Here is a 22,338-nt window from a genome sequence, read left to right as displayed (position 1 = left end):
CCAGGCCAATAAAAAGCCCCGCGAAAGCGGGGCTTTTTTGTGGGCGATGTATTTAGCTCATCATCCCTTTTACCAAGCGTTCCTGCTCGATCAGCTCACGCTGGCGCGCGTCGATACGAGACGACAGCGGGAAGTTGTTGCCGGCCCGGCGCTTGGCAAAATCCAGTTGCTGAATGGCCTGCTGGAAGTCGCCTACCAATGCAAAGTACTCGGCGCGGGCTTGATGCAAGCCAATGATGTTGCCGGACAGGCCGCGTGTCTCGGCGACCTGGTACCAGACGTCGGGGTCATCGGGGCGGGATTTGAGCAACGCATCCAACGCTTTCTCCGCATCGGCGGTACGGTTCTGCTTAAGCAGCAAGTCCACGCGCACCTGGTTGAGCGGGTAGTTGCCGGGGTACTGGGTGAGCATCCGGTCAGTGCGTTGCTGGGCGTCCGGCAAGCGGTTGTTGGTGATGTCCAGCTCGATTTGCGCCAGGTTGTACGTGATGTCGTTGGGCGCCTTGGCCAGCAGCGGTGCCAGGGTTTCCCGCGCTTCCTTGAGTTGAGTGCCCTTGATCTGGGCGATGGCCAGGCCATAGCGCGCCACATCGTTTTTAGGGTTCTCGTCCAACTGCGCCTGAAAGCGTTTGGCCGCAAGGCCGGGCGTGTCCTCGTATTGCAACTGCACGCGCGCGCGAATCAGTTGATAGCGCAGACTGTCTTCCTTGCCGCCGGGTTTGGCTTGCTCGGCACGGTTACGGGTGTCGGCGATCCGTGATTCGGTAACCGGGTGAGTCAGCAGGAACTCCGGTGGCTTGGCGTCGAAGCGATATTGACGCATCAGTCGTTCGAACATGGTCGGCATGGAGCGCGGGTCGTAACCGGCTTTTTCCAGGTTAAGAATGCCGATACGGTCAGCCTCTTGTTCGTTCTGACGGGAGAACCGACGTTGCTCCTGGATGGCTGCCGCCTGGCTGCCGGCAATCGCGGCAATGCCGGCATCACCCGCGCCCGCTGCTGCAGCGATGATGCCGCCGAGCAAAGCGGCCATCATCGGGATCTGCATGCGCGACTGCGCTTCCACACCGCGGGCGAAGTGGCGCTGGGACAAGTGAGCCAATTCGTGGGCGAGTACCGAAGCATATTCGCCTTCGGTTTGCGCGTTGAGGAACAAACCGCCGTTGACCCCGACAATCCCACCGGGGGCGGCAAAGGCGTTGAGTTGTGGGCTGTTGATCAGGATGAACTCCAGGCGCCGGTCATTGACCTGACTGGTCTCCACCAGCTTGTACACACTGGTTTCCACGTAATCCTTGAGTTGTGGGTCATTGAGTTGCGAGACCTGGCCGCGCAGGTAGGCAAGCCAAGCACGGCCCAACTGGTATTCCTGTTGTGGCGAGACAATGGCAGAACTGGCGTCGCCAAGTGACGGCAGGTCGTCAGCGAAGCCCGGAGAGGCCAGCAGGCAGGCCAGCGTCAGCAGGGTAGGGCGCAAAAAAGTCATGCACAGAGCCTTTCGACAAAGAGCTTACTGTAGCCGGACACTGAGCTTCGGACCAGATATTCTAAGCACCCCAAACGCGTGCCCGGAGTAAAACCATGACCGACGCTGTAGCCTTTGATGCCGAACTCGATGCCAGCGGCCTCAATTGCCCGTTGCCGTTGCTTAAGGCCAAGCTGGAACTCAATCGATTGGCCAGCGGCGCAGTGCTCAAGGTGATTGCCACGGACGCAGGCTCCCAGCGTGATTTCCGCACGTTTGCCAAGTTGGCTGGCCACACCCTGTTGCATGAAGAAGATGCCGCCGGTGTATACCGCTATTGGTTGCGCAAGGCCTGAACCGTTTGCCCCTACCGCCCGAGGTTGATTGATGTTCAAAGTGTTACGAGACTGGATTCAGCGCTACTTCTCCGATGAAGAAGCCGTAGTGCTGGCGGTCCTGCTGTTCCTGGCCTTTACCGCCGTACTCACCTTGGGCGGCATGTTGGCACCGGTGCTGGCCGGGATGGTGTTGGCGTACCTGATGCAAGGCCTGGTCACCACGCTGGAGCGTATGCGTTTGCCGGGCGGGGTCGCGGTAGGGTTGGTGTTTGCGTTGTTCATGGGGTTGTTGGTGGTGTTCATCGTGGTGGTGCTGCCGTTGCTGTGGCATCAGATGATCACGTTATTCAACGAGTTGCCGGGCATGCTCGCCAAGTGGCAATCGCTGTTGCTGCTGTTGCCGGAACGCTATCCGCACCTGGTGTCGGACGAGCAGGTGCTGCAGGCCATCGAAGTGGCGCGCGGCGAGATCGGAAAGTTCGGGCAATGGGCGCTGACCTTTTCCCTGTCGAGCCTGCCGTTGCTGGTCAACATCATGATCTACCTGGTGCTGGTGCCGATCCTGGTGTTCTTCTTTCTCAAGGACCGCGCCATGATCGGCCGCTGGGTAAGCGGTTACCTGCCGCGTGAGCGGGCGCTGATTACCCGGGTGGCGGAAGAAATGAACCGGCAGATTGCCAATTACATCCGCGGCAAGGTCATTGAGATCGTCATCTGCGGGGGCGTCACCTACATCGCTTTCGTCGCGCTCGGCCTGAACTACGCGGCATTGCTGGCGTTGCTGGTGGGTGTGTCGGTGGTGGTGCCCTACGTCGGCGCGGTGGTGGTAACGGTGCCGGTGATGTTGATTGCGCTGTTCCAGTGGGGCTGGAGTGATCAGTTCATCTACCTGATGGCGGTGTACGGCATTATCCAGACCCTGGACGGAAACGTACTGGTGCCGTTGCTTTTCTCGGAGGCTGTCAACCTGCACCCGGTGGCGATCATCTGTGCGGTGTTGTTGTTTGGCGGGCTGTGGGGGTTTTGGGGTGTGTTCTTTGCGATTCCCCTGGCGACACTGTTCAAGGCCGTACTGGATGCGTGGCCGCGGCAAGAACCGGCGGTGGCGCCTTTGTTGTAACGATGGGGGCGAACACCCGGTGTTCGCCCCAACGATTCAAGCCTTGCTCAGCGCCTGCGCCGCCGCCAAAACGGCGTCCACATGCCCTGGCACTTTCACGCCACGCCATTCCTGACGCAGCACGCCGTCCTTGTCGATCAAAAAGGTGCTGCGATCAACGCCCAGGTATTCCTTGCCGTAAAGCTTCTTCAGTTTGATCACATCAAACAACTGGCAAACCGCCTCGTCCTTGTCGCTGATCAGCTCGAAGGGAAATTCCTGCTTGGCCTTGAAGTTTTCGTGGGACTTCACGCTGTCGCGCGACACGCCAAACACCTCGGTGTTGGCGGCCTTGAACGCTGCGTACTGGTCCCGAAAGCCCTGGCCTTCGGTGGTGCAGCCCGGCGTGCTGTCTTTCGGATAGAAGTAGATCACCACTTGCTTGCCCTTGAGGGCTGCGAGGCTGAAAGTCTGGCCGCTGGTGGCCTGGGCTTCGAAATCGGCCACGGGTTTATCGATGACTACCGGCATGGATAGATACTTCCTTACATTGGGTTCTGTGGGCGCCATGGCTCGATCAAGGCGTCGAGATTCAGGGCATCGGCGAAATCCAGGAACTGGTCACGCAACCAACTGATCTGCACGCCCGCCGGCAAGGTCACGGTAAACGTGGCGTTGAGCATGGTGCCGCCGGTCTGTGGCGCCTGATAGGTGTCGCAGGTCAGGTTCTCGAGCTCGACGTTGTGGTCGATAAAGAACTGGCACAGTTCGTTGACGATGTCCGAACGGTAAGCCGAGCTGACGTATGCCACATAAGGCAGAGCCTGCGGGCGGTTTTCCAGTGCGGCGCTGCGCACTACGTTGACGGTGAAGTCATGCTTCTTGGCCAGGCCCGGCAGGCCGGTTTCCAGACGCGCCAGGGCGTCCCAGGTGCCGGAAATCTGCAGCACCAGCGCGCTGCACTCGCCATGGCGCGTGAGGCGGGAGGTTACGACGGCGCAGCGGTTTTCATGGCTGGCGCGGCACAGGACGTTGGTCAGCTCCATGGGGTTGGCGCCGAGGGCACTGATAACAAGGAATTGTTCGCGAACTGTGGGGGTGGACATGCAGCCTTCCTAAAACGATGAGCGGTCGATACGGTCAGGGCTGTATCGATCAAAGGATGAAGGGTAGCGAAAACCGCCGCCAAGGGATAGGAGGTGGCGTTTTCATTGCGTGATCGGTCTGATTTCAGCGTGCTTCAAGGCACGCTTTGAGCCAATGATGGCATTGCCCATCGTTTAGTTGCCCCAGAACGCATCCTCAGGCGGTACTTCGCTTGTACAAGCATCTTGGCGCCAGTACCATTACGGCTCTCTTTTTCCGGCAGGAGCGGTTGCATGATTGCGGGCAGTATGGTGGCACTGGTCACACCCATGGATGCACAAGGTCATCTCGACTGGGATAGCCTGGGCAAACTGGTGGACTTCCACCTGCAAGAGGGCACCAACGCCATTGTGGCGGTCGGCACCACAGGTGAGTCGGCCACACTGGATGTGGAAGAACACATTCAGGTGATCGAATTCGTGGTCAAGCGCGTCGCGGGCCGTATCGCCGTGATCGCCGGTACGGGCGCCAACTCGACGCGTGAAGCGATCGAGCTGACCAAAAACGCCAAAAAAGCCGGCGCCGATGCCTGCTTGCTGGTGACCCCGTACTACAACAAGCCGACCCAGGAAGGCCTGTACCAGCACTTTCGCACCATTGCCGAAGCCGTTGATATCCCGCAGATCCTCTACAACGTACCCGGCCGCACTGCCTGCGACATGAAGGCCGAGACCGTGATCCGCCTGTCCACCGTGCCGAACATCATTGGCATCAAAGAAGCCACCGGTGACCTGCAGCGCGCCAAAGACATCCTGGCCGGCGTGAGCAGCGACTTCCTGGTGTATTCCGGTGACGACGCTACGGCTGTCGAGCTGATCCTGCTGGGGGGCAAAGGCAACATCTCGGTGACCGCCAACGTCGCCCCGCGCGCCATGAGCGAGCTGTGCGCCGCCGCCATCGCCGGTGATGCCGTGACCGCCCGCGCGATCCACGAGAAGCTGATGCCGCTCAACAAGACACTGTTTATTGAATCCAACCCTATTCCCGTGAAATGGGCGCTGTTTGAGATGGGCTTGATGCCGGACGGTATCCGTCTGCCGCTCACCCGGCTCAGCGAAGCCTGTCACGAACCGCTGCGACAGGCCCTGCGCCAGTCCGGCGTCCTGGTTTAATTGAGGAAGCACTACGCATGAAGCGATTGGCCGGACTTTCCGCACTTGCCTTGATTATCTCCAGCACCAGTGGCTGCGGTTGGATTTGGGGCCCGGATGGTTACTTCCGTGACCGCGGCAGCGATTACCTGGAAGCACAAGCAACCAAACCGATGCAACTGCCGCCGGACGTCAATGTCGCCAAGCGCCTTGACCCGTTGCTGCCTATCCCGCGAAACGTTGCCGACGACACCACCAAGGGTGAATACGTGGTGCCACGTCCACAGCCGATCTCGGCCGTGGCTGACGCCAGCGACTACAGCCTGCAGAAGAGCGGCGACAACCGCTGGATTATCGCGCAGCGCCCACCTGCCGAAGTCTGGCCGGTGGCTGTGCAGTTCTTCCAGGACAACGGTTTTCGCATTGACCAGCAACGCCCGCAGACCGGTGAATTCACCACTGCCTGGCAGCGCAGCAGCGAACTGTCCGCCAACATGGCCCAGCGCCTGCAGGCCGGCGGTGTAGCCGCCGACAGCGAAGCCCGTGTGCGTGTGCGCATCGAGCCGGGCGTGCAGCGCAACACCAGTGAAGTCTACGTGGTCAGCGCCGAGCGTCCTGCCGGCAGCACCGCCGCTGTCGATTTCACCCCACGTTCGGTCAACATGGGCGTGGACGCCGCGCTGGTCGACGAGATGCTGGCCAGCATGAGCCGTATCTCCGAGAAGGGCGGTTCGGTGTCGCTTCTCGCTGCGCGTGATTACGACACGCCTAACCGCGTCAGCCTCACCGAGGACGGCAGCGGCAACGTGGTGCTGAACCTGGGTGAAGACCTCGACCGCGCCTGGGCCAGTGTCGGCCGCGCGTTGGAGAAAGGCCCATGGCGCGTTGAAGACATCAACCGTAGCTTGGGTCTGTACTACATCAACGTGGCTGAAAAAGCCGAGAAGAAAGACGACGAGCCAGGTTTCTTCGGCAAACTGTTCGGCAGCAAGCCGACCAAGGAAGAAGTCGAAACCCGCGCCGAGCGCTACCAGATTCGTTTGAGCAAAGTGGGCGAAAGCGTGCAAGTCACCGTCGAGAAAAACATCAACACCGTTGCGCCGGCTGAAACAGCGCGCAAAGTGTTGGGCGTGATTCAGGACAACCTGGGCTGATCCAATGCGTTTTGCCGTTCTCGGCAGCGGTAGCCAAGGGAACGGCACGCTGGTCGCCCACGACGACACGTACGTGCTGGTGGATTGTGGTTTCTCGTTAAAAGAAACCGAGCGGCGCCTGCTGCGCCTGGGGGTTCACCCCGCGCAGCTGAGCGCGATTCTAGTGACCCACGAACATGCCGACCACGTGCATGGCGTGGGTTTGCTGTCTCGGCGCTACAATCTTCCGGTGTACCTGAGTCGCGGCACACAGCGCGGGATGCGCAAACCCATAGAACCTGCAGGTTTCCTGGCCGGTGGCGAACAGCTGCAGATTGGTGCGTTGAGCATCGATGTGATTGCCGTTGCGCATGACGCCCAAGAGCCTACGCAGTACGTATTCAGCGACGGGGAGCGACGTTTTGGCGTGCTCACCGACCTGGGTTCCTACTGTTCCAAGGTGCTGGACGGATACCGCAACCTCGATGCATTGATGATCGAGTCCAACCACTGTCGAGACTTGCTGGCGCGCGGTCATTATCCGTACTTCCTCAAGCAGCGAGTGGGCGGCGAGCTGGGACATTTGAATAACCACCAGGCGGCGTACCTGGTGTATGAGTTGGGCTGGCAAGACCTGCAGCACTTGGTCCTGGCCCACCTGAGCAGCAAGAACAACCTGCCGCAGCTGGCCCGGCAATGTTTTGTCGACACCCTCGGGTGCGACCCGGACTGGCTGCAACTGGCCGATCAAGATTCAGGGCTCGACTGGCGACACATCGCCTAGCCCACCATTTAGCAAGCGGAGCCCATCATGGAAAAACGTGAAGAACTCTACCGCGGCAAAGCCAAGTCGGTGTACAAGACCGACGACGCCAACCGCCTGATCCTGCTGTTTCGCAACGACACCTCGGCGTTCGACGGCAAGCGCATCGAACAGCTCGATCGCAAAGGCATGGTGAACAACAAGTTCAACGCCTTCATCATGCAGAAACTCGAAGCGGCCGGCATTCCGACCCAATTCGACAAGCTGCTGGGCGACAACGAATGCCTGGTCAAGAAGCTCGACATGATCCCGGTTGAATGCGTTGTGCGTAACTACGCCGCCGGCAGCCTGGTCAAGCGTCTGGGCGTGGAAGAGGGCCTCAAGCTCAACCCTTACACGTTTGAGCTGTTCCTGAAGGACGACGCCAAGGGCGACCCGTTCATCAACGAATCCCACGTCGTGGCATTCGGTTGGGGCACCGCTGAGCAACTGGCACGCATGAAAGAACTGTCGCTGAAGGTCAACGAGGTGTTGAGCAAACTGTTCGACGACGCTGGCCTGCTGCTGGTGGACTTCAAGCTGGAATTCGGCGTATTCCACGACGGCTCCATCGTCCTGGGCGACGAATTCAGCCCGGACGGCTGCCGCCTCTGGGACAAAGACACCAAGAAGAAGATGGACAAAGACCGCTTCCGCCAGGGCCTCGGTGACGTTATCGAAGCTTACGAAGAAGTCGCCAATCGTCTCGGCGTACCGCTTTAATCGACGCAAGCATCTGATAGCACGGAAAAAAATCGCTTTTGGGGTTTGCTTCCGCGAAACACACTGTTATGATGCGCGCCGTTGGAGAGATGCCAGAGTGGCCGAATGGGACGGATTCGAAATCCGTTGTACCTTCACCGGTACCTAGGGTTCGAATCCCTATCTCTCCGCCATTACATAGAAAAAGCCCCGTAGCTGAATAAGCTACGGGGCTTTTTTGCGTTGGCTGACAAATCTGCCGCAGGCTCAATCGCTCAGTTGCTTTCCGGTAAACCTGATCACGATCTGGTTTATCAACGGCCGCTCCAGCGACGGTGATTTTCTGATCAGTCACCTGAAAAATTAGCCTGGCTGCTGCGTCGCTTGAGCTGTAGCCCTCAGGCATTTCATGCAGGCGGTTAGCGTCAATCCGGAGATCTTCAGTACTTACGCGTGAGCGACTGACGAGCGGTATCGCCAAGTTTTTGCCATTCCTTCAATGGCTTGATCTTCCTCGGTCATCAGAACACCCGAGGACAACTGCCACCCAATCCTGTTTGAAAGCAGAGATAGGTAACTTCTTCATGGCGTGTAGTTACATCGTGAAAAGGCTAATCCCCGACCTACCGATGCGATCAACGCCATTTATGACGACGACAGTGCGCTGAAATCAGAAGTCTCAGATTTTTCTGAGAATCGGACGCGTCCTACACGTGCAGCCTTGATCGCTGTAATAGTCTACTCAGCCGAATGGTTGAGTACGAGAAGGTTACCCATGGCGAACACTGGTTATATGTCGATCACCGGTAAGGTTCAAGGATTGATTTCAGCGGGTTGTTCAAGTCAGGAATCGATAGGTAATAAGTGTCAGTCGGGCCATTTAGATGAAATCATGGTGCTCTCATACAGCCATAACATGGCCAATATTGGCAACGTGAACAAGCCGACGCATCGCCCAATTGTGCTCACAAAAAATGTTGATAAATCGTCACCCTTACTCGCTCAAGCGCTTTCAAGTAGAGAGGAGATTGAATGTACGATTAACTTTTATCGAATATCTTCCTTTGGACAGCAGCAAAAGTTTTACTCAATCTCCATTGAAGGCGGTGTTATCACAGACCTGACGCTGGATATGCCACACGTCATTTTACAAAACGATGCCGAACCACAGGAACATTTAGCGATTCGTTATCGGAGCATCACGTGGGCTCACCACCTTGCTGGCACAACAGGCTATAGCGCTTGGGGAGGCGATGAGTGAAACCGTTAACTGACAGAGTGGATGGCGACAGGTTCGGTAGTTGCGATTTTTGGCAGGTCAGTCGTGCTGGGAGCATTCTAGCTAACCAGGCGTGTACCGTAAGCGCACGGCATATCAAAGATGGAGTTCTGCGACTGCAGTTCAACCGTGAGGTAGCGTTTTTCGCGAGAAGCATCGTCCGCGATGTGGAGCAGGGTAAAAAGTCCTCAGTGCAGGGTATGAGGGGAGCTGGAAAGCGAACAAAAAAGCCTGATTGAGCAAGCACGGGATGTCGCACAAAAAGGTGTCGGGGTGATTGCCGGTGCACTGCAGTTCGCGACAGGGGCAGGCATTTGCTACGTGTCCTTCGGCACGCTATGCCTGGTCGCTGGAGCGCCGCTGATCGCGCACGGAGCGAACAACGTCTATGAGGGGGGACGAAATTTGTGGGAGGGCCGCTCGGACACTCAAGGGCCGTTACGCAAGGGATACCATGAAGTTGCCAAAGCAATGGGCGGTGGTGAGTTTGAAGGAAATATGGCGTACGGAGGCGCAGATTTATTGATGTCAGCATATGGTGCAGGTCGATTGGTGTTGAAGCCTGACTCCTGGCGTCTGTTTCGTTATGTTCGAGCCGATTACCAGCGTGGATACGTCGACGCAAGTAAAGCCGCCTTGGTACTCGATGCTGCAGCTGATATAAGCACCATAAATGTCTTATATAAAGAGTATAAAGAAAATGGGCGCTGACCAGATTCTTGTCACTACCATTTATTTTTTTATTTCTTTTTTAGGGTTTTTATTCTGGCGTTCAATCAGTAAGCATTATTCTGGTGATAACTTTACTGTTAAGTCGTTTTGGATATGCCTTGTTGGTGTTTTACTGTGGGGGGCGGCTCAGTCTAGTGTGGCGCGCCATGGCTCGTTATTATTTTTTTCTTCACCCTTGGAATTTCTGGAGCATAACGATTTGGTTCGATGGATTGCTTTCATTAGTTGGCTTCTTCAGGGGATATGTATTCCTAGCAAAACAATGCGCAACCCTTAGCTTGCATGCGTTCTGATCCAGCTTGTCTGAGCGACTGAGAAGGATTCGAGCCTATTGCCCGCAGCTATTCGCATCGAAACAACCCTTGCCAACAAGACCCGGACAACATCCACTCACCGGTGATCATGCACCTCGCTTAATTGAACGAGAACACCCAGGCGCTAGTGGAAGCTGTGTTGGAGCGCAATTCCCCGACAGGTACACCCACCCAATAATCCGCTACCTCAGAAACTAAAAAAGCCTGCTGAGCTCAACGCCCAGCAGGCTTTTCCGTCATTACTCCATGGTCAGCCGGGCTGCGCCACCAAGCTGTTGCTCACATTGCGCCCCAGTACCAACACCGTCACAAACCCACAGCCGACCAACGCCGTCGCCAAACTCAACAACACCGAGCTGCCCATCTGATCGACGATCCGCCCGCCAAAGAATGAACCCAAGGCAATGATCACTTGGAACAAGGCAACAAACAGGGGCATGCCGCGTTCGACATCCTTGGGTGCCACCACAAACATCCAGATACTGGCGCAGGCCGGGAAGGCGCCGAAGGCGAAACCCCACAGCCCGATCAACATCGCGGCGCCGGTCATGCCGGTGGCGAAGTAGGGGAACAGCGCGGTGCTGGTGCCGATCATCAGCGCGACCAGCAGCAAGGTGTAACGGACGCTGCGGTTGGCGGCGAAACCGGCAAAGACATTGCCCATCACCCCGGCCACACCATAAAGCAGCAGCAGTGAGCCAATCGTCGGGCCGTCAAAGCCGGAGCTGTTTTTGAAGAAGGGCGCCACATAGGTGTAAGCCGCAAAGTGCGCCAGCCCGATCAGCAACACGGCGATCAACCCGACCCGTGCTTGTGGGTTGATGAACAAGGCCGGCAGGTCGCGGACCTCAATGGCTTTTTCCGGGGTAAGGCGTGGCAGCAGGAGGACCTGCGCCAGCAACACCGGCACGCCGACCAGCGCGGTCACCAGAAAGGTCATGCGCCAGCCCATCAGGCCACTGAGCCAGGTGCCAACGGGAACGCCAAGTACGGTGGCCAGCGTCACTCCCATCATGATGATCGACGTGGCCTTCGCTACGCCCACACCCTTGGGTGCCAGGCGTCCGCTGAGGGCGATCGCTGTCGCCCAGAAGCCGCCGATGCTGATACCCAGCAGTACGCGGCCGAACAACAGCACACTGAAATCGCTGGCGTAGGCCACCACCGAGTTGGCGATGATCATGATCAGCGTCAGGCCGATCAGCAGGTAACGGCGGTCCATGGCGCCAATGCTGACAGACAGCAACGGCGCGGCGAGGGCGGCCATGATGCCGGGCAGGGTCACCATCAGGCCGGCGTGGCCGGCGCTGATGCCGAGGTCGCTGGCAACGTCGTTGAGTACGCCCACCGGCAGAAACTCACTGGTCACCAGGGCGAAGGCGCCCACGGCGACTGAGAGAATCGCCAGCCACTGCTGTTTGACACTCTGTTGATTATGTTCGGGAAGGCCGCTGGGGGCCGGGCTGGCGCTTGGCATGGTGTTGGGTTCCATAGGGACATGTCGCCTGAAGCAGGCGAGGGGAAGGGAGAGTGGAGGCGATTATAGGAAGCGGGTTGGGCAATCACACAGGCGAGCGTTTCGATAATAACCATCAGTGCAATCGATTAGACGCCTTACATCACGCTTGCGCCTTTCGTACCGGTTTCCCAAACGTTGCCTACAGGCAGCGCGTTGCGACCCGTTCTGCAACTCACTATCGTGGTCCAGCGATTTTCAGGTAGGAAATCCCACCCAGCAAAGGACCTGCATCATGAGCAAAAACACCAAGAAAACCTCCGGCAAGATGGCCACTTTGGCGGCGCAAACCCTCAATAATCCAATCGCCTCGGCCCTTGCCAAAAGCCTTGCCGCGTCGGCCTTGGCCCAGAGCGGTACAGACAAGCAGACGAGCGCCGAGATGGAGGAGAAAGCAGCGAAGGCGCTTCAGAGCGATAAATACAGCGACCAGACCAAATCCCTCGCTGCCTCGGTCCTCTCCCAGGCCAATAGAGAACGCGGAAGCTGAGTTAACAACGCCGCCAAGGCACAAGCCCTGTAGCTGAACACGCTACAGGGATTTTTCGTTTCCGGCGTTTTGTTCCAGCAGCTTGAGGCGGGCTTAAACCACGAACTTCGCAATCATTGTGTTCAGGTCAACCGCCAGGCGTGAAAGCTCCTGACTGGCGGCGGTGGTCTGGTTGGCTCCGGCGGCCGTCTGGGCCGACAGATCGCGGATATTCGTCAGGTTGCGATCCACCTCCCGGGCCACTTGCGCCTGCTCTTCGGAAGCGCTGGCGATGATCAGGTTGCCTTCGGTGATGCGCGTGATCGCATGGGTGATGCGCTCCAGCGACTCGCCCGCACAGTGGGCCACGGTCAGTGTCGAGCGCGCGCGTTCATTGCTGCTGTGCATCACCGATACCGCCTGGGTCGAACCCTTCTGCACCCCGCTGACCATCTGCTCGATTTCCTGGGTCGACTGCTGGGTTCGATGCGCCAGGGCCCGGACTTCGTCGGCCACCACGGCAAAACCGCGTCCGGCCTCGCCGGCGCGGGCGGCTTCAATGGCCGCGTTCAGCGCCAGCAAGTTGGTTTGTTCGGCAATGGCGCGGATCACGTCCAATACTTTGGTGATGTCTTGAACGCTGTCGGCCAGGCTCTGGATTTCTTCGGTCGCCGACGTCACTTCCTCGGCCAGCAAAGAAATCGATTCCACGGTGTCCATGACGTGGCTGCGACCGTTGCCTGCCATGGCATCACCGTCTCGGGAGGCGTCGGCAGTGCTGATGGCGTTGCGTGCGACCTCATCCACCGCAGCGGTCATCTGGTTGACCGCTGTGGCGGCCTGTTCGATTTCACCGTTCTGTTCGTGCAAGGCCCGTGTGGATTCCTCAGTGACCGCCGAGAGTTCTTCCGCCGCGGACGCCAGTTGATTGGACGAGTCGGTAATCTGGTGGATGGTTTCGCGAAGGTCCGACTGCATGGTTTCCAGCGCATGCAACAGCTGCCCAGGCTCGTCGTTGCCGTCCACCACAATCGACACAGTCAGGTCGCCCTTGGCCACTTGCTCGGCGATACGCACCGCCTGGTGCAACGGCAGCACGATGCTGCGGGTAAACAGCGTGGCCAGCAGTGCGGTGAGGAATGTCGCCAGTGCCATGGCGACGAATACCCATTTCACTGCGCCGTGGTACGTGGCGTCGGAGCTCGTGGCCGCGTCGTCGGCTTCCTGAATATTGATCGACAGCAGGTTCGCCAGCTCGGTCCCAAGCTTGTCGCCCAGGGCGATCAGTTCGCCATTGAGCAGCGCGATAGCCTGTGGGCGTTCGCCGTTGGCGGCCAGGGCCAATACCTGTTGCTGGACCTGCAGGTATTGTTCCTGGGCCGACTTGAAACGTTCGAACGTGACTCGCTCGGCGTCCACTGTGAGCTTGCTCGCGTACTGCGCGTTGTCGGCCTGAATCTGTTCGCGCAGCTGCGAAAAAGCCCGTTGGCTGGCCTTTACCTGCTCGGCGCTGTCCACCAGCATCACCCGGTAGGTCGCGGCGCGGATCTCGGACACGGCGGTTTGCAGGTCGCCCAAGGCGAGGATGCTGGGCAGCCAGTTTTTGTCGACTTCATCCGACTGGCGAGCCATGTCACGCATCTGGCTCAGAGAGAACAGGCCCAGCAATACCACGAGCAGCCCGACCAGGCCGAAGCCAAAGGCCGAACGCAACGCTATTTTCATCTTTCTTAAACTCATGAACTCCCCCGGTGACAGGAAAAAAGAGCGGTTGCAGCCTGCGGTTGTCCACGCGACAGCGCAGGAGGCACCGGCTGCACCCCTCTATTGGTTTGAATGTTTTCTAAGGCGCCAGTCAGCGGTGGTGACCGGCGTTGAGCGTCATCACAAGCGCCGCGTGATGGCGTTTCTGCCGATCAGCCATGGCAACAGGGTGTGTGCAGGCATTGGGCGAGCAAGCAGGTAGCCCTGGCCGGTTTCACAGCCCAGGGTTATCAGGATGTCGCGCTGTTCAACGGTTTCAATGCCTTCAATCACCACACCAATGTTCAGCTCGCGCGCCAGGGACAAGACGCTTGAGATCGCCGCACGGCTGCGCGGCTCCGAAGACAGGTCGCGAATAAATTCGGCCTGTATTTTTATTTCGTTGAACGGCAGGCTGCACAGGCGCTGCAATGACGAATAGCCGCCGCCGAAGTCGTCGATGGACAACCCGCAGCCCATCATGCGTAGGCGCACCATGTTTTCCAGGCTGATGGAGCCTGGGTCGAGTGTGCCGGTCTCGGTCATTTCAAACGACAGGCTGCAACCGGGCGCGTCGAAGCGCTTGAGCAGCAGGGCCACGTGCGCACTCATCTGCGGGTTGGCAAATTGGCTCGCGTTGACATTCACCGCGAAGGTGAGTGACACCTGCGAGGCCAGCGCTTCCTTGCGCAGCGTCAGGCATTGATCGATCTGGCGATACAGCAAACTGTCCATCAGGCCGTGCCGTTCCAGTACCGGAATAAATGACGCGGGCGCCAAGATGCCCCGCTCAGGATGATTCCAGCGTGCGAGCGCCTCCACGGAGGTGACCTGCAATGTCCTGATGTCGAATTTCGGTTGATAGAAGACCTCCAGCTCGCCGTTCTCCAGTGCGCTGAGCACCTGGTGTTCGTTGGTCTCACCGGCAATATGCAGCGGGCAGGCTGGGTGCGAGTCGTCGTCCAGGTACTTGCCCGCCAGTCTTTTCAACTCGTGCTCGTGCAGCGGTTTGCACAACTGGCCGAGTACCCGCAGACCGAGCAGTGTCGCCATATGACTGATGGCCTGGCGCAAGTCCAACGCGATGCTGCTGGTGATAACCACCGATTTCAGCGCGTGCCGTTGGCTTGCGCGGCGCAGGAAGGTAATGCCGTCCATGCCCTCCATGCAGATATCGCAGAACGCGATGTCTACCGGCCCGTTGCTTTCCAGCAACTGCAGCGCCTCCCAGCCGCCAGAGGCTTCAAGAATGCGGGTACAGCCCAGATGAGCGAGGAGCATCACGGCGTAACGGCGCTGTACTGGCTGGTCCTCCAGGATCAGGACGCGAAGGGTGGACAGTGGCATCTGAATAGCTCATCGAAATTCTCAGACGCTAGCTTGCCAAAAGGGGGTGGCCTTTTAATGGCGAAACCCCTTACGTCTTTGCAAGAAATTTCTTAAGCGGGTTGGCGCTTACGCCTGCGCGGGGTGCTCCTGCAGCAGCGCCAGCAGCTGCCGCATGCACGTTTGCACGGCGGCGGTCGAGGCAATCAGGTCGGCTCGCTCTGCGCCATTCGCGCAGTGGGCCTCAAGGTTTTCGCAGGTGAGGATCAGCTGTTCGTAGCGGATAAGCCTTGCCCCACCTTTGACCCGATGAGCCACGTGCGCCAAATGCTGTCGGTCGTCGCACGCCAGCAGCTCGGTGAGCTGTTGCAGGTCGGCGCGGGTGCTCGACAGCAGCTCTTCACGCACGGTTTGCAGCGCCGATAACTTGCCCGGAACCAGCGTTTTCAAATGGGCATCGAGTGAGGCGATGGTCAGCTCCGTGCTCGCCTCGCTGTCGAAGTATTCGGTTTGCAGTGGCTGCAGCCGTGCACTCAGTTGCTCCAGGCTGATGGGCTTGAACAGGCAGTCGTCCATGCCAGCCTCCAGGCAGCGCTGTTTTTCTTCGGCGACGGCGTTGGCGGTGAACCCCAGCAACAAGCAACCGGGTTCGCCTCTGGACTGCTCCGCCTGGCGAATCGCCTGGGCCAATTGATAGCCGTTCATGCCTGGCATGTCGCAGTCTGTCACCACCACATCGAACGGCTGCGCGTTCCACAAGGCCAAGGCCTGAACGCCGTCGCTGGCTTGCTGAACGTCGTGGCCCAAATAGGACAGTTGTTGTGACAGCACCAGGCGATTGGCGGCGTAGTCATCCACGATTAATACGCTCAGCGACAGGCCCGGCGTCATCTCCAGCGCCACGTCGGCCGGCGGCGAAGGAAGGTCTGCGGCAGGCAGATCGAGCTTGACCGTAACCTGCGTGCCTTTGCCGGGGGCGCTTGTTAACACCAGGCTGCCGCCCATCATCTCGATCAACGACCGGCTGATGACCAGCCCCAGGCCGGAGCCTTGCTGCTGAGTGCCGGCCTGGCTGAACGGCGCGAACAATTGCTGCTGATCGGCCGCGCAGATGCCCACGCCGGTGTCCACGATACTCACCGATAACTGCATCGGTTGATTGGCGTCAGCCGGTTGCGCGTGGGCGCTGATGCGCACTTCACCCACGGCGGTGAACTTGATCGCATTGCTCAACAGGTTGGCAATAATTTGTTTGAAGCGCAGGGCATCCATCAGCACATTGCGGTTGACCGCCGGATCAATCTCCAACGTCAGCGTGATGGCCTTTTCACGCGCCAGGCCGTCGAACACACGCGTCACCGCGTTCAACAACAGGTGCGGGTTTGCGCTCTCGAGCGTCAGGCTTTGCCGGCCGGATTCGATGCGGGCAATGTCCAGTACGTCGCCGATCAGCGCCAGTAATTCCTTGGCAGCGCCCGACGCTACATCGATGGCGGCGCAGTCGAAAATGCCGTGTTCAGACTTGCGCGCAGCCATTTCCAGCATGCCGAGCACGGCGTTCATCGGGGTGCGGATCTCGTGGCTGATGGTCGCCAGAAACGTGGTTTTGGCCCGGTTGGCGTTATCGGCTTCCTGCTTGGCGGCGTGCAGTTGTTCGACCAGGCGCTGGCGGTCACTGACGTCGACCCAGCCACCGATCAGGCCGTCGACACGGCCTTCGCTGCCGCGAAAAGGCAGGATCCAGTGATAGATGGTGAGCACTTCGCCGCTGCGCAGGACAATCTGCCGGTCACGCAGCAAGGGTTCGTCGGCGTCCATGACAGCGAGGTAGTCGCGGTGATATTCCAGGGCCTGCTCCTGGCTGGAGAGCAGGCTTTGCATCACGGTGGTGCCGAGCAACTGTCGCTCGTCCTCAACACCAAAAACCTCGCGATAAGCCTTGTTGCACATCAGCAACCGTGCCTGGCGATCCCTTACATAAGTAGGGTGGGGCATGCCGTTGATCAGCACTCGATCGAATTCAAGCCTGGCACTGAGTGCCCGCTCGGCAAGCTTGCGGCGCAGCACTTGGCGGCGCAGCAACACAATCCATACACACGCACTCAGCAGCAGCACGGCCGCCAGCGCGAAGCCCTGCAGGATTGCTGCCCGGTGTTTGCTCCAATAGCTGTCGTCGAGCACCACCGGGCTGCGCCAGCGATTGGTCAGTTCGTCCATTTCCTCAGGCGAGATGCTCAGCAGCGACTTGTTGAGGATCGAGAGCAATATCGGCGAGGAGTGATCCACCGCAAACGCCAACTGCGCAGCACGGGCGCCGACGGTTGCGCTGATCTTCAATTGGTCGGGGTAGTTTCGGGCAATCAGATAACGTGCGCTGACCAGGGTGCTGACACAGGCCTCGACACTGCCTTTGGCGAGCATTGAAAACGCATCGGCGAGGCTTTGCGCTTCGACAATCCGCACCTGCGGAAACTGCCGTTCAATCAGCTCCCGGCTGGCGTTGCCCTTGATGATCGCCAGGCGTTTGCCCGACAAATCCTGCAGGTTGTTCGAGCTGTCGGCATGGTTGCGCGTGACCAGCACAAACGGGGTGGACAGGTACGGCCGGCTGAAACTGACGCGTTGTTCGCGATCAAGGCTTGGGGTCAATGCCGCCAGCATGTCAGCCTCCCCGTGGTTGACACGGGTGATCATCGCATCCACCGAGCCGCCTTTTTGCGGGTCGAATTTCAACCCGGTCCTGAGGCTGATTTTGGCCATCACGTCGGCACTCAGGCCGCGGAAACGGTCGTGCTCATCAAAAAAGGTGAAAGGCAAAAAGTCTTCATTGACCACCACTTTCAGGCGCGGATGGTGCGCCAGCCAGCGTTGTTCCTCGACGCTGAATTGCACCTGATGAGTGCCCGAGATGCTCACGCCGCCAGCATTCCAACGGCGCGCAATGGCCATCTGTTCACTGGCGGGGATGGCTTGCAGCGCCGCATTGATCAGGTGCAGGAGTTCACTGTTCTGGCGAGTGGCGGCGAACGAGAAGTTATTGACTTCCATGCGCGAGAAATCCACCAGCTGCACGTTATTCAAGTAACTCTTGTTGATCAGGTAACTGGCGCTGACCGAGTCCCCCAGGTAAACGTCAGCCTTGGAAAAAGCCACTGCGCCTACCGCGTTGAGGATCGAGGGATACAGCTTGAACGTCGCGTGCGGATAGAACGCCTGAACCGTACTCAGCGGCAAATAGTGTTCGACCATGGCCACTGTTTTACCCGCCAGGGTGGGATCGACCAACGGCGAATCATGGGTGCGCGCCACCAGTGTCGGCTGGTCCAGGGTGTAGGGTTCGGACAGGCGAAGGTCCGGGTCTGCGCGTTCAAAATCGTTGGCTGACGCCAGCAGGTCGATCTCACCGCGTTTGAGCGCCTGGATAACCGCACTGCGGTTAGGGTAGCGCTGCACCTGGATTTGTACCGACAGCAGTTGGCCGATCAGCGCCAGGTAGTCCGCACTGATGCCCTCGAATTCGTTGCTGTGGTTGTTGATATCAAAGGGCGGATAGTCGGGCTCGGACGTGCCGACACGCAGCTGTTTTTGCGTACTCAGCCACGTCAGATCGGCGCGGCTCAAATGCGCTTGGCCCTCCTGCACGCTGGACCGGCCCAACACCGTTAACGTGACGGGCGAATCGGCCGCCCATGCCATGTGAGCACTCGCCCATAACACCAGCAGGGCTGCGAACAACTTCAAATCAAAGGTCCTTACTGCGTAGAAAAGAGGGCGCAACCGCGGCGTTTTATGCGCACAGCGCCAATGTCCACCCGCTGAGTGGCTCGTTCGGAATTGCGTAGTGGCACTAAAGCACTATGGTACATTGTCGGCATTATTGCCGACAAAGCCCGACTAATTCCCGAGGAAAGCTGCAGATGTATAAAGTCCTGGTGGTCGATGACCACCCTTTTATCAGGACCGCGCTGCGTACGCTCGTGAGTGAGGTAGGTTATGAAGTGGTGGGCGAGACCGACAATGGCGTCGACGCCATCAGCCAGGTCCGTCAACTGACCCCGGACCTGGTGTTGCTGGACATCACCATGCCGCGCCTGGACGGCATTGCGGTGATCGAAAGAATCCGCGCGCTTGAGTTGAACACCCGGATCATCGTCCTCACCTCGCTTTCCTCGGAGCACTACGCCACGCGTTGCATCAGCGCCGGGGCCTCGGGGTTCATCAGCAAGACCGATGAACTGAGCGTACTGGCCCAGGCCATGAAAACCGTGATGAAGGGCTATGTCTATTACCCGGAAACGGTGGTGGCGTTTTCGCGCAAACGCGCATTGGCAGTCGATGAGGCGCAGCTGATTGCCTCGCTGTCCAACCGTGAACTCTCGGTATTTCAGCAATTGTCCCGAGGCATGAGTAACAAGGACATTGCCCAGAATATTTTGCTCAGCAGCAAGACCGTGAGTTGCTATAAAGCGCGTTTGCTGGCCAAGCTCAATGTGAAATCGGTGGTGGACCTGGCGGACATTGCCAGGCGCAATAATCTGATTTAGCCGGCGATGCTCGTCAGCGGTGATGGCTATGCACCCCGCAAAACGCTGGCGCCGCGTCGTACCTGTTCATAGCCAAAACCCTCGCCACGTCCTCCTCGAATAAATTTTTCGCGCCTCACCGAATAACCTGCGCCGCTGCGGTGTTCACCTCACAGACCACCCAGGGAACGCCCATGAACCGCCATGCCGACCGCTACGACCGCCTGACCCGCACTTTGCACTGGCTCACCGCCGCCGTGGTGATCTTCATGTTTGCCAGTGCGCACATCTGGGAAAACCTCGAAAAGGGCACGCCGCTGCGCAAGGGCCTGCAATCGGTACATATCTCGCTCGGCATCGCCATGGCCCTGTTGATCGTCGTGCGGATTGTATGGCGCGTGTTCGGCGGCAATCGCCCGAAGGCCGACAGTCACCCAACGCTTAACCTGTTCGCAAAAATGGCGCATGGTTGCCTGTACCTGTTGTTGCTCGCGCAGATTGCCCTGGGCTTTATGTTTCGCTGGGCTCAAGGCGAACCCTTCAACTTTTTCGGACTGTTCGCGGTTCCTGCGCCTTTCGTGATCGATCACGAATGGCGCGGCACCCTTGGCGGCCTGCATAACAATGTGGCCTGGGCGATCATCCTGCTGGCGGGCCTGCATGCCGCGGCTGCGCTCTGGCATCACTATGTACTGGGCGACAGCACGCTGCGCCGCATGCTGCCGGGTTCACGCAATGTGTTTCAAAAGTGATGTTTCCTCCCTATCGCTACGGAGCATGACCGCCATGAAAAACCGTCACCCACACCCCGTCACTTACCGCACCGCGCTGTTTTACGGCGCGTGCCTGGCTGCCGCGTTACTCGCGGGCCAGGCCCACGCCTCCGGTGACGAGTCGGCACCGCCCAAGCCCAATTGCCCCAAAGGCCAGGTCTGGGACACCAAGACCGCAAAATGCGTGCTGCAAACCAGCAAAGCCACCTCGGATGCCGACCGCACCGATTACGCCTACCGCCTGGCCAAAGATGGGCGTTACGACGAGGCCCTGGCCTTGCTCGACACCCTGCAAAACCCGAACACCGCCAAGGCCCTCAACTACCGCGGTTACGCCACGCGCAAGCTTGGGCGTACCGATGAAGGCATCGGTTATTACCTGAAGTCGGTCGCGCTCGATCCCAACTACGCCCAGGTTCGCGAATACCTGGGTGAGGCTTACGTGATCAAGGGGCGCGTCGACCTGGCGCAGGAGCAGTTGGTGAAAATCAAAGCCCTGTGCAGCACCACCTGCGAAGAATACGAAGACCTGGCCGAAGCGATTGCCGCTGCGCCGCAGGCTTGAATCCACTGAGTGCGCGGGCAGGGGGCAGCCATTACCCACGAGGCTGAATTTCGTCGCGAGTTAGGCCTGCTGTTGCCGCGTTTGTGGCGATACGGGTGGGTGCTGTCGCGCCAAAAGCACCTGGCCGAAGATCTCGTGCAGGCCACCTGCGTCCGCGCGCTGGAGCGTGCCGGCCAGTTCGCGGCTGGCACGCGGCTGGACCGTTGGCTGCTGGCGATCATGCATTCCATCTGGCTCAACGAAGTGCGCTCGCAGCGGGTGCGTCAGGGCCAAGGTTTTGTTGATGCGGAGCAGGCGTTGTCCTTCGATGGCGAACGCCAGGCGCAGGAGCAGGTATTGGCCGCGCAGGTGATCAAACGCGTCAACGGCTTGCCCGAGGCGCAGCGCGAAACGGTGTTTCTGGCGTATGTCGAAGGGCTTTCCTACAAGGAAATTGCCGAGGTGCTGCGTATTCCCGTGGGCACCGTAATGAGCCGGCTGGCGGCCGCGCGTTTGAAGCTGGCCGAGACCGCCCCTGCAAAAAACCGGCAGGATCAAGCCAGCGGAGAACGGCGATGACGCACATAACCCCAGTGTCCGATGAACTGTTGGTGGCTTACCTGGATGGCGAGCTGGAGGCTGAACAGCATCGGCTTATCGCCGATCAGGTCAGCACTGACCCAGCACTTGCCGCACGCCTTCAGGCCTTGCAGTGCGCCGATTTACCCTTCAAGGCCGCGTTCGACGCGGTGCTGGACCAAGCCCCCAGCGAACGCCTGCAGGCCATGCTCAACGCGCTGCCCCCGGTACAGGCGCCCACCTTGAGTCGCCGGCGTTTGCTGGCTGTGGCGGCCGGGTTTGCCGTGGCCGGTGTAGTCGCCGACCGCGTGTTCATGAGCTGGCCACGGGCGGAGTCTGGCCAGGGCTGGCGCGCCTCGGTTGCCGAGTACATGGCCTTGTACACGCCGCAGACCCTGGAAAACCTCAGCGCCGACCCCGCGTTGCAGGCTGCCCAACTGCGTTCCGTGGGCGCACAACTGGGCCTGCCGTTAACCGCGCTCGCGGTAGACCTGCCCGGTGCCGAGTTTCGGCGTGCGCAGATCCTCGATTATGACGGCGTTCTGATCGGTCAACTGACCTACCTGGACCCGCGCCACGGGCCATTGGCCTTGTGCATTACGATTAGCAAAAGAGGCGCGCAGCCCGTCGCGACCGAGCAGCGCCGAGGCCTGAATGTGGTGTATTGGGCCAACCTGTCCCATGGGTTCATGCTGATCGGTAGAAACCCTGTCGACGATTTGCAGGCCATGGCTGGCAGCGTCGAGCGGGCGTTGGCGGGTTGA

General features: G+C 59.2%; 22 protein-coding genes, 1 tRNA gene and 1 pseudogene. 16 read left to right on the top strand and 8 right to left on the bottom strand.

Annotated elements, in window-relative coordinates:
* Positions 1 to 52 precede the first annotated feature (52 nt).
* The gene (locus ACP7B3_RS14935) at positions 53 to 1,486 is read right to left on the bottom strand and encodes a M48 family metalloprotease (RefSeq protein WP_200623290.1); all 1,434 of its coding nucleotides are present in this window, start codon (positions 1,484 to 1,486) and stop codon (positions 53 to 55) included.
* Positions 1,487 to 1,581: 95 nt separating this feature from the next.
* Between ACP7B3_RS14935 and ACP7B3_RS14930 the strand changes: the two genes are divergently transcribed.
* The gene (locus ACP7B3_RS14930; protein WP_010212198.1) at positions 1,582 to 1,821 is read left to right on the top strand and encodes a sulfurtransferase TusA family protein; all 240 of its coding nucleotides are present in this window, start codon (positions 1,582 to 1,584) and stop codon (positions 1,819 to 1,821) included.
* 31 nt (positions 1,822 to 1,852) lie between these two features.
* Positions 1,853 to 2,923, top strand: a complete 1,071-nt coding sequence (locus ACP7B3_RS14925; protein WP_145162899.1) for an AI-2E family transporter — start codon at positions 1,853 to 1,855, stop codon at positions 2,921 to 2,923.
* A 36-nt stretch (positions 2,924 to 2,959) separates the two neighbouring features.
* Here the strand turns inward: ACP7B3_RS14925 and ACP7B3_RS14920 are convergent, their stop codons facing one another.
* Positions 2,960 to 3,433, bottom strand: coding sequence for a peroxiredoxin (locus ACP7B3_RS14920; protein WP_145162901.1), 474 nt, complete (start codon positions 3,431 to 3,433; stop codon positions 2,960 to 2,962).
* A gap of 14 nt (positions 3,434 to 3,447) precedes the next feature.
* Positions 3,448 to 4,008: a glycine cleavage system protein R gene (locus ACP7B3_RS14915; protein ID WP_003172487.1), complete on the bottom strand. Its 561-nt coding sequence runs from the start codon at positions 4,006 to 4,008 to the stop codon at positions 3,448 to 3,450.
* A 273-nt stretch (positions 4,009 to 4,281) separates the two neighbouring features.
* Here ACP7B3_RS14915 and dapA point away from each other — a divergent pair, with 273 nt between their 5' ends.
* From dapA to ACP7B3_RS14875, 8 genes are all read left to right on the top strand, one after another.
* The gene (gene dapA / locus ACP7B3_RS14910) at positions 4,282 to 5,160 is read left to right on the top strand and encodes a 4-hydroxy-tetrahydrodipicolinate synthase (RefSeq protein WP_106577012.1); all 879 of its coding nucleotides are present in this window, start codon (positions 4,282 to 4,284) and stop codon (positions 5,158 to 5,160) included.
* Positions 5,161 to 5,177: 17 nt separating this feature from the next.
* Entirely contained in the window at positions 5,178 to 6,293 is a 1,116-nt protein-coding gene (gene bamC / locus ACP7B3_RS14905) for an outer membrane protein assembly factor BamC (RefSeq protein WP_106577011.1), read from the top strand.
* A 4-nt stretch (positions 6,294 to 6,297) separates the two neighbouring features.
* Positions 6,298 to 7,056 carry an MBL fold metallo-hydrolase gene (locus tag ACP7B3_RS14900; protein ID WP_119738968.1) on the top strand — a complete coding sequence of 253 codons (759 nt, stop codon included), beginning with the start codon at positions 6,298 to 6,300 and terminating at the stop codon, positions 7,054 to 7,056.
* A 27-nt stretch (positions 7,057 to 7,083) separates the two neighbouring features.
* On the top strand, positions 7,084 to 7,797 hold the full coding sequence (gene purC / locus ACP7B3_RS14895) for a phosphoribosylaminoimidazolesuccinocarboxamide synthase (protein WP_016971341.1): 714 nt from the start codon (positions 7,084 to 7,086) through the stop codon (positions 7,795 to 7,797).
* An 83-nt stretch (positions 7,798 to 7,880) separates the two neighbouring features.
* Positions 7,881 to 7,970: transfer RNA gene (locus ACP7B3_RS14890), tRNA-Ser, on the top strand.
* Positions 7,971 to 8,551: 581 nt separating this feature from the next.
* The gene (locus tag ACP7B3_RS14885; protein ID WP_124416683.1) at positions 8,552 to 9,037 is read left to right on the top strand and encodes an Hcp family type VI secretion system effector; all 486 of its coding nucleotides are present in this window, start codon (positions 8,552 to 8,554) and stop codon (positions 9,035 to 9,037) included.
* 291 nt (positions 9,038 to 9,328) lie between these two features.
* Positions 9,329 to 9,766 carry a DUF4225 domain-containing protein gene (locus tag ACP7B3_RS14880; RefSeq protein ID WP_426179404.1) on the top strand — a complete coding sequence of 146 codons (438 nt, stop codon included), beginning with the start codon at positions 9,329 to 9,331 and terminating at the stop codon, positions 9,764 to 9,766.
* Positions 9,756 to 10,064, top strand: a complete 309-nt coding sequence (locus ACP7B3_RS14875) for a hypothetical protein (RefSeq protein ID WP_369300688.1) — start codon at positions 9,756 to 9,758, stop codon at positions 10,062 to 10,064. Before ACP7B3_RS14880 ends, ACP7B3_RS14875 begins: the two co-directional genes overlap by 11 nt.
* Before the next feature lie 287 nt (positions 10,065 to 10,351).
* On the opposite strand, the gene ACP7B3_RS14870 is transcribed toward ACP7B3_RS14875, so the two are convergent.
* A complete protein-coding gene (locus tag ACP7B3_RS14870; RefSeq protein WP_416364194.1) occupies positions 10,352 to 11,578 on the bottom strand; it encodes an MFS transporter in 1,227 nt (408 codons plus the stop codon).
* A gap of 274 nt (positions 11,579 to 11,852) precedes the next feature.
* Here ACP7B3_RS14870 and ACP7B3_RS14865 point away from each other — a divergent pair, with 274 nt between their 5' ends.
* Positions 11,853 to 12,107, top strand: coding sequence for a hypothetical protein (locus ACP7B3_RS14865; protein ID WP_242194070.1), 255 nt, complete (start codon positions 11,853 to 11,855; stop codon positions 12,105 to 12,107).
* 93 nt (positions 12,108 to 12,200) lie between these two features.
* Here ACP7B3_RS14865 and ACP7B3_RS14860 read toward each other — a convergent pair whose 3' ends face one another.
* The 4 genes and pseudogenes from ACP7B3_RS14860 to ACP7B3_RS14845 form a co-directional block, all read right to left on the bottom strand.
* Entirely contained in the window at positions 12,201 to 13,064 is an 864-nt protein-coding gene (locus ACP7B3_RS14860) for a methyl-accepting chemotaxis protein (protein ID WP_410017206.1), read from the bottom strand.
* Positions 13,056 to 13,811: pseudogene (locus ACP7B3_RS14855) on the bottom strand (MCP four helix bundle domain-containing protein); the annotation flags it as partial. The pseudogene ACP7B3_RS14855 and the gene ACP7B3_RS14860, both read right to left, overlap by 9 nt.
* Positions 13,812 to 13,970: 159 nt before the next feature.
* On the bottom strand, positions 13,971 to 15,176 hold the full coding sequence (locus ACP7B3_RS14850) for an EAL domain-containing response regulator (RefSeq protein ID WP_426179401.1): 1,206 nt from the start codon (positions 15,174 to 15,176) through the stop codon (positions 13,971 to 13,973).
* A gap of 108 nt (positions 15,177 to 15,284) precedes the next feature.
* Positions 15,285 to 18,896 carry a transporter substrate-binding domain-containing protein gene (locus ACP7B3_RS14845; RefSeq protein ID WP_426179399.1) on the bottom strand — a complete coding sequence of 1,204 codons (3,612 nt, stop codon included), beginning with the start codon at positions 18,894 to 18,896 and terminating at the stop codon, positions 15,285 to 15,287.
* Positions 18,897 to 19,072: 176 nt separating this feature from the next.
* Between ACP7B3_RS14845 and ACP7B3_RS14840 the strand changes: the two genes are divergently transcribed.
* The 5 genes from ACP7B3_RS14840 to ACP7B3_RS14820 all read left to right on the top strand — a co-directional run bounded on the left by ACP7B3_RS14840 (position 19,073) and on the right by ACP7B3_RS14820 (position 22,338).
* Positions 19,073 to 19,699 (top strand): response regulator, encoded by a 627-nt coding sequence (locus ACP7B3_RS14840; RefSeq protein ID WP_426179397.1) that lies wholly within the window; start codon positions 19,073 to 19,075, stop codon positions 19,697 to 19,699.
* A gap of 173 nt (positions 19,700 to 19,872) precedes the next feature.
* Entirely contained in the window at positions 19,873 to 20,430 is a 558-nt protein-coding gene (locus ACP7B3_RS14835) for a cytochrome b (protein WP_145162915.1), read from the top strand.
* Positions 20,431 to 20,464: 34 nt separating this feature from the next.
* Positions 20,465 to 21,016 (top strand): tetratricopeptide repeat protein, encoded by a 552-nt coding sequence (locus ACP7B3_RS14830; RefSeq protein WP_177410078.1) that lies wholly within the window; start codon positions 20,465 to 20,467, stop codon positions 21,014 to 21,016.
* A gap of 72 nt (positions 21,017 to 21,088) precedes the next feature.
* Positions 21,089 to 21,574 carry an RNA polymerase sigma factor gene (locus tag ACP7B3_RS14825; protein ID WP_242195037.1) on the top strand — a complete coding sequence of 162 codons (486 nt, stop codon included), beginning with the start codon at positions 21,089 to 21,091 and terminating at the stop codon, positions 21,572 to 21,574.
* A complete protein-coding gene (locus ACP7B3_RS14820; RefSeq protein ID WP_426179394.1) occupies positions 21,571 to 22,338 on the top strand; it encodes an anti-sigma factor family protein in 768 nt (255 codons plus the stop codon). Before ACP7B3_RS14825 ends, ACP7B3_RS14820 begins: the two co-directional genes overlap by 4 nt.

Source organism: Pseudomonas sp. TWRC1-2 (genome assembly GCF_049896685.1).
GTDB lineage: Bacteria > Pseudomonadota > Gammaproteobacteria > Pseudomonadales > Pseudomonadaceae > Aquipseudomonas.
Note: the sequence above shows the minus strand (reverse complement) of the source record. Positions and strands in the feature narration are given on the sequence as shown.

Coding starts and splice junctions, on each gene's coding strand:
- ACP7B3_RS14900 (WP_119738968.1), top strand. CDS start 6,298: ATGCGTTTTGCCGTTCTCGGCAGCGGTAGCCAAGGGAACGGCACGCTG.
- ACP7B3_RS14935 (WP_200623290.1), bottom strand. CDS start 1,486: ATGACTTTTTTGCGCCCTACCCTGCTGACGCTGGCCTGCCTGCTGGCC.
- ACP7B3_RS14840 (WP_426179397.1), top strand. CDS start 19,073: ATGTATAAAGTCCTGGTGGTCGATGACCACCCTTTTATCAGGACCGCG.
- ACP7B3_RS14915 (WP_003172487.1), bottom strand. CDS start 4,008: ATGTCCACCCCCACAGTTCGCGAACAATTCCTTGTTATCAGTGCCCTC.
- ACP7B3_RS14875 (WP_369300688.1), top strand. CDS start 9,756: ATGGGCGCTGACCAGATTCTTGTCACTACCATTTATTTTTTTATTTCT.
- ACP7B3_RS14925 (WP_145162899.1), top strand. CDS start 1,853: ATGTTCAAAGTGTTACGAGACTGGATTCAGCGCTACTTCTCCGATGAA.
- ACP7B3_RS14930 (WP_010212198.1), top strand. CDS start 1,582: ATGACCGACGCTGTAGCCTTTGATGCCGAACTCGATGCCAGCGGCCTC.
- ACP7B3_RS14920 (WP_145162901.1), bottom strand. CDS start 3,433: ATGCCGGTAGTCATCGATAAACCCGTGGCCGATTTCGAAGCCCAGGCC.
- ACP7B3_RS14850 (WP_426179401.1), bottom strand. CDS start 15,176: ATGCCACTGTCCACCCTTCGCGTCCTGATCCTGGAGGACCAGCCAGTA.
- ACP7B3_RS14885 (WP_124416683.1), top strand. CDS start 8,552: ATGGCGAACACTGGTTATATGTCGATCACCGGTAAGGTTCAAGGATTG.
- ACP7B3_RS14865 (WP_242194070.1), top strand. CDS start 11,853: ATGAGCAAAAACACCAAGAAAACCTCCGGCAAGATGGCCACTTTGGCG.
- ACP7B3_RS14835 (WP_145162915.1), top strand. CDS start 19,873: ATGAACCGCCATGCCGACCGCTACGACCGCCTGACCCGCACTTTGCAC.
- dapA (WP_106577012.1), top strand. CDS start 4,282: ATGATTGCGGGCAGTATGGTGGCACTGGTCACACCCATGGATGCACAA.
- ACP7B3_RS14820 (WP_426179394.1), top strand. CDS start 21,571: ATGACGCACATAACCCCAGTGTCCGATGAACTGTTGGTGGCTTACCTG.
- ACP7B3_RS14870 (WP_416364194.1), bottom strand. CDS start 11,578: ATGCCAAGCGCCAGCCCGGCCCCCAGCGGCCTTCCCGAACATAATCAA.
- bamC (WP_106577011.1), top strand. CDS start 5,178: ATGAAGCGATTGGCCGGACTTTCCGCACTTGCCTTGATTATCTCCAGC.
- ACP7B3_RS14830 (WP_177410078.1), top strand. CDS start 20,465: ATGAAAAACCGTCACCCACACCCCGTCACTTACCGCACCGCGCTGTTT.
- ACP7B3_RS14860 (WP_410017206.1), bottom strand. CDS start 13,064: ATGCAGTCGGACCTTCGCGAAACCATCCACCAGATTACCGACTCGTCC.
- purC (WP_016971341.1), top strand. CDS start 7,084: ATGGAAAAACGTGAAGAACTCTACCGCGGCAAAGCCAAGTCGGTGTAC.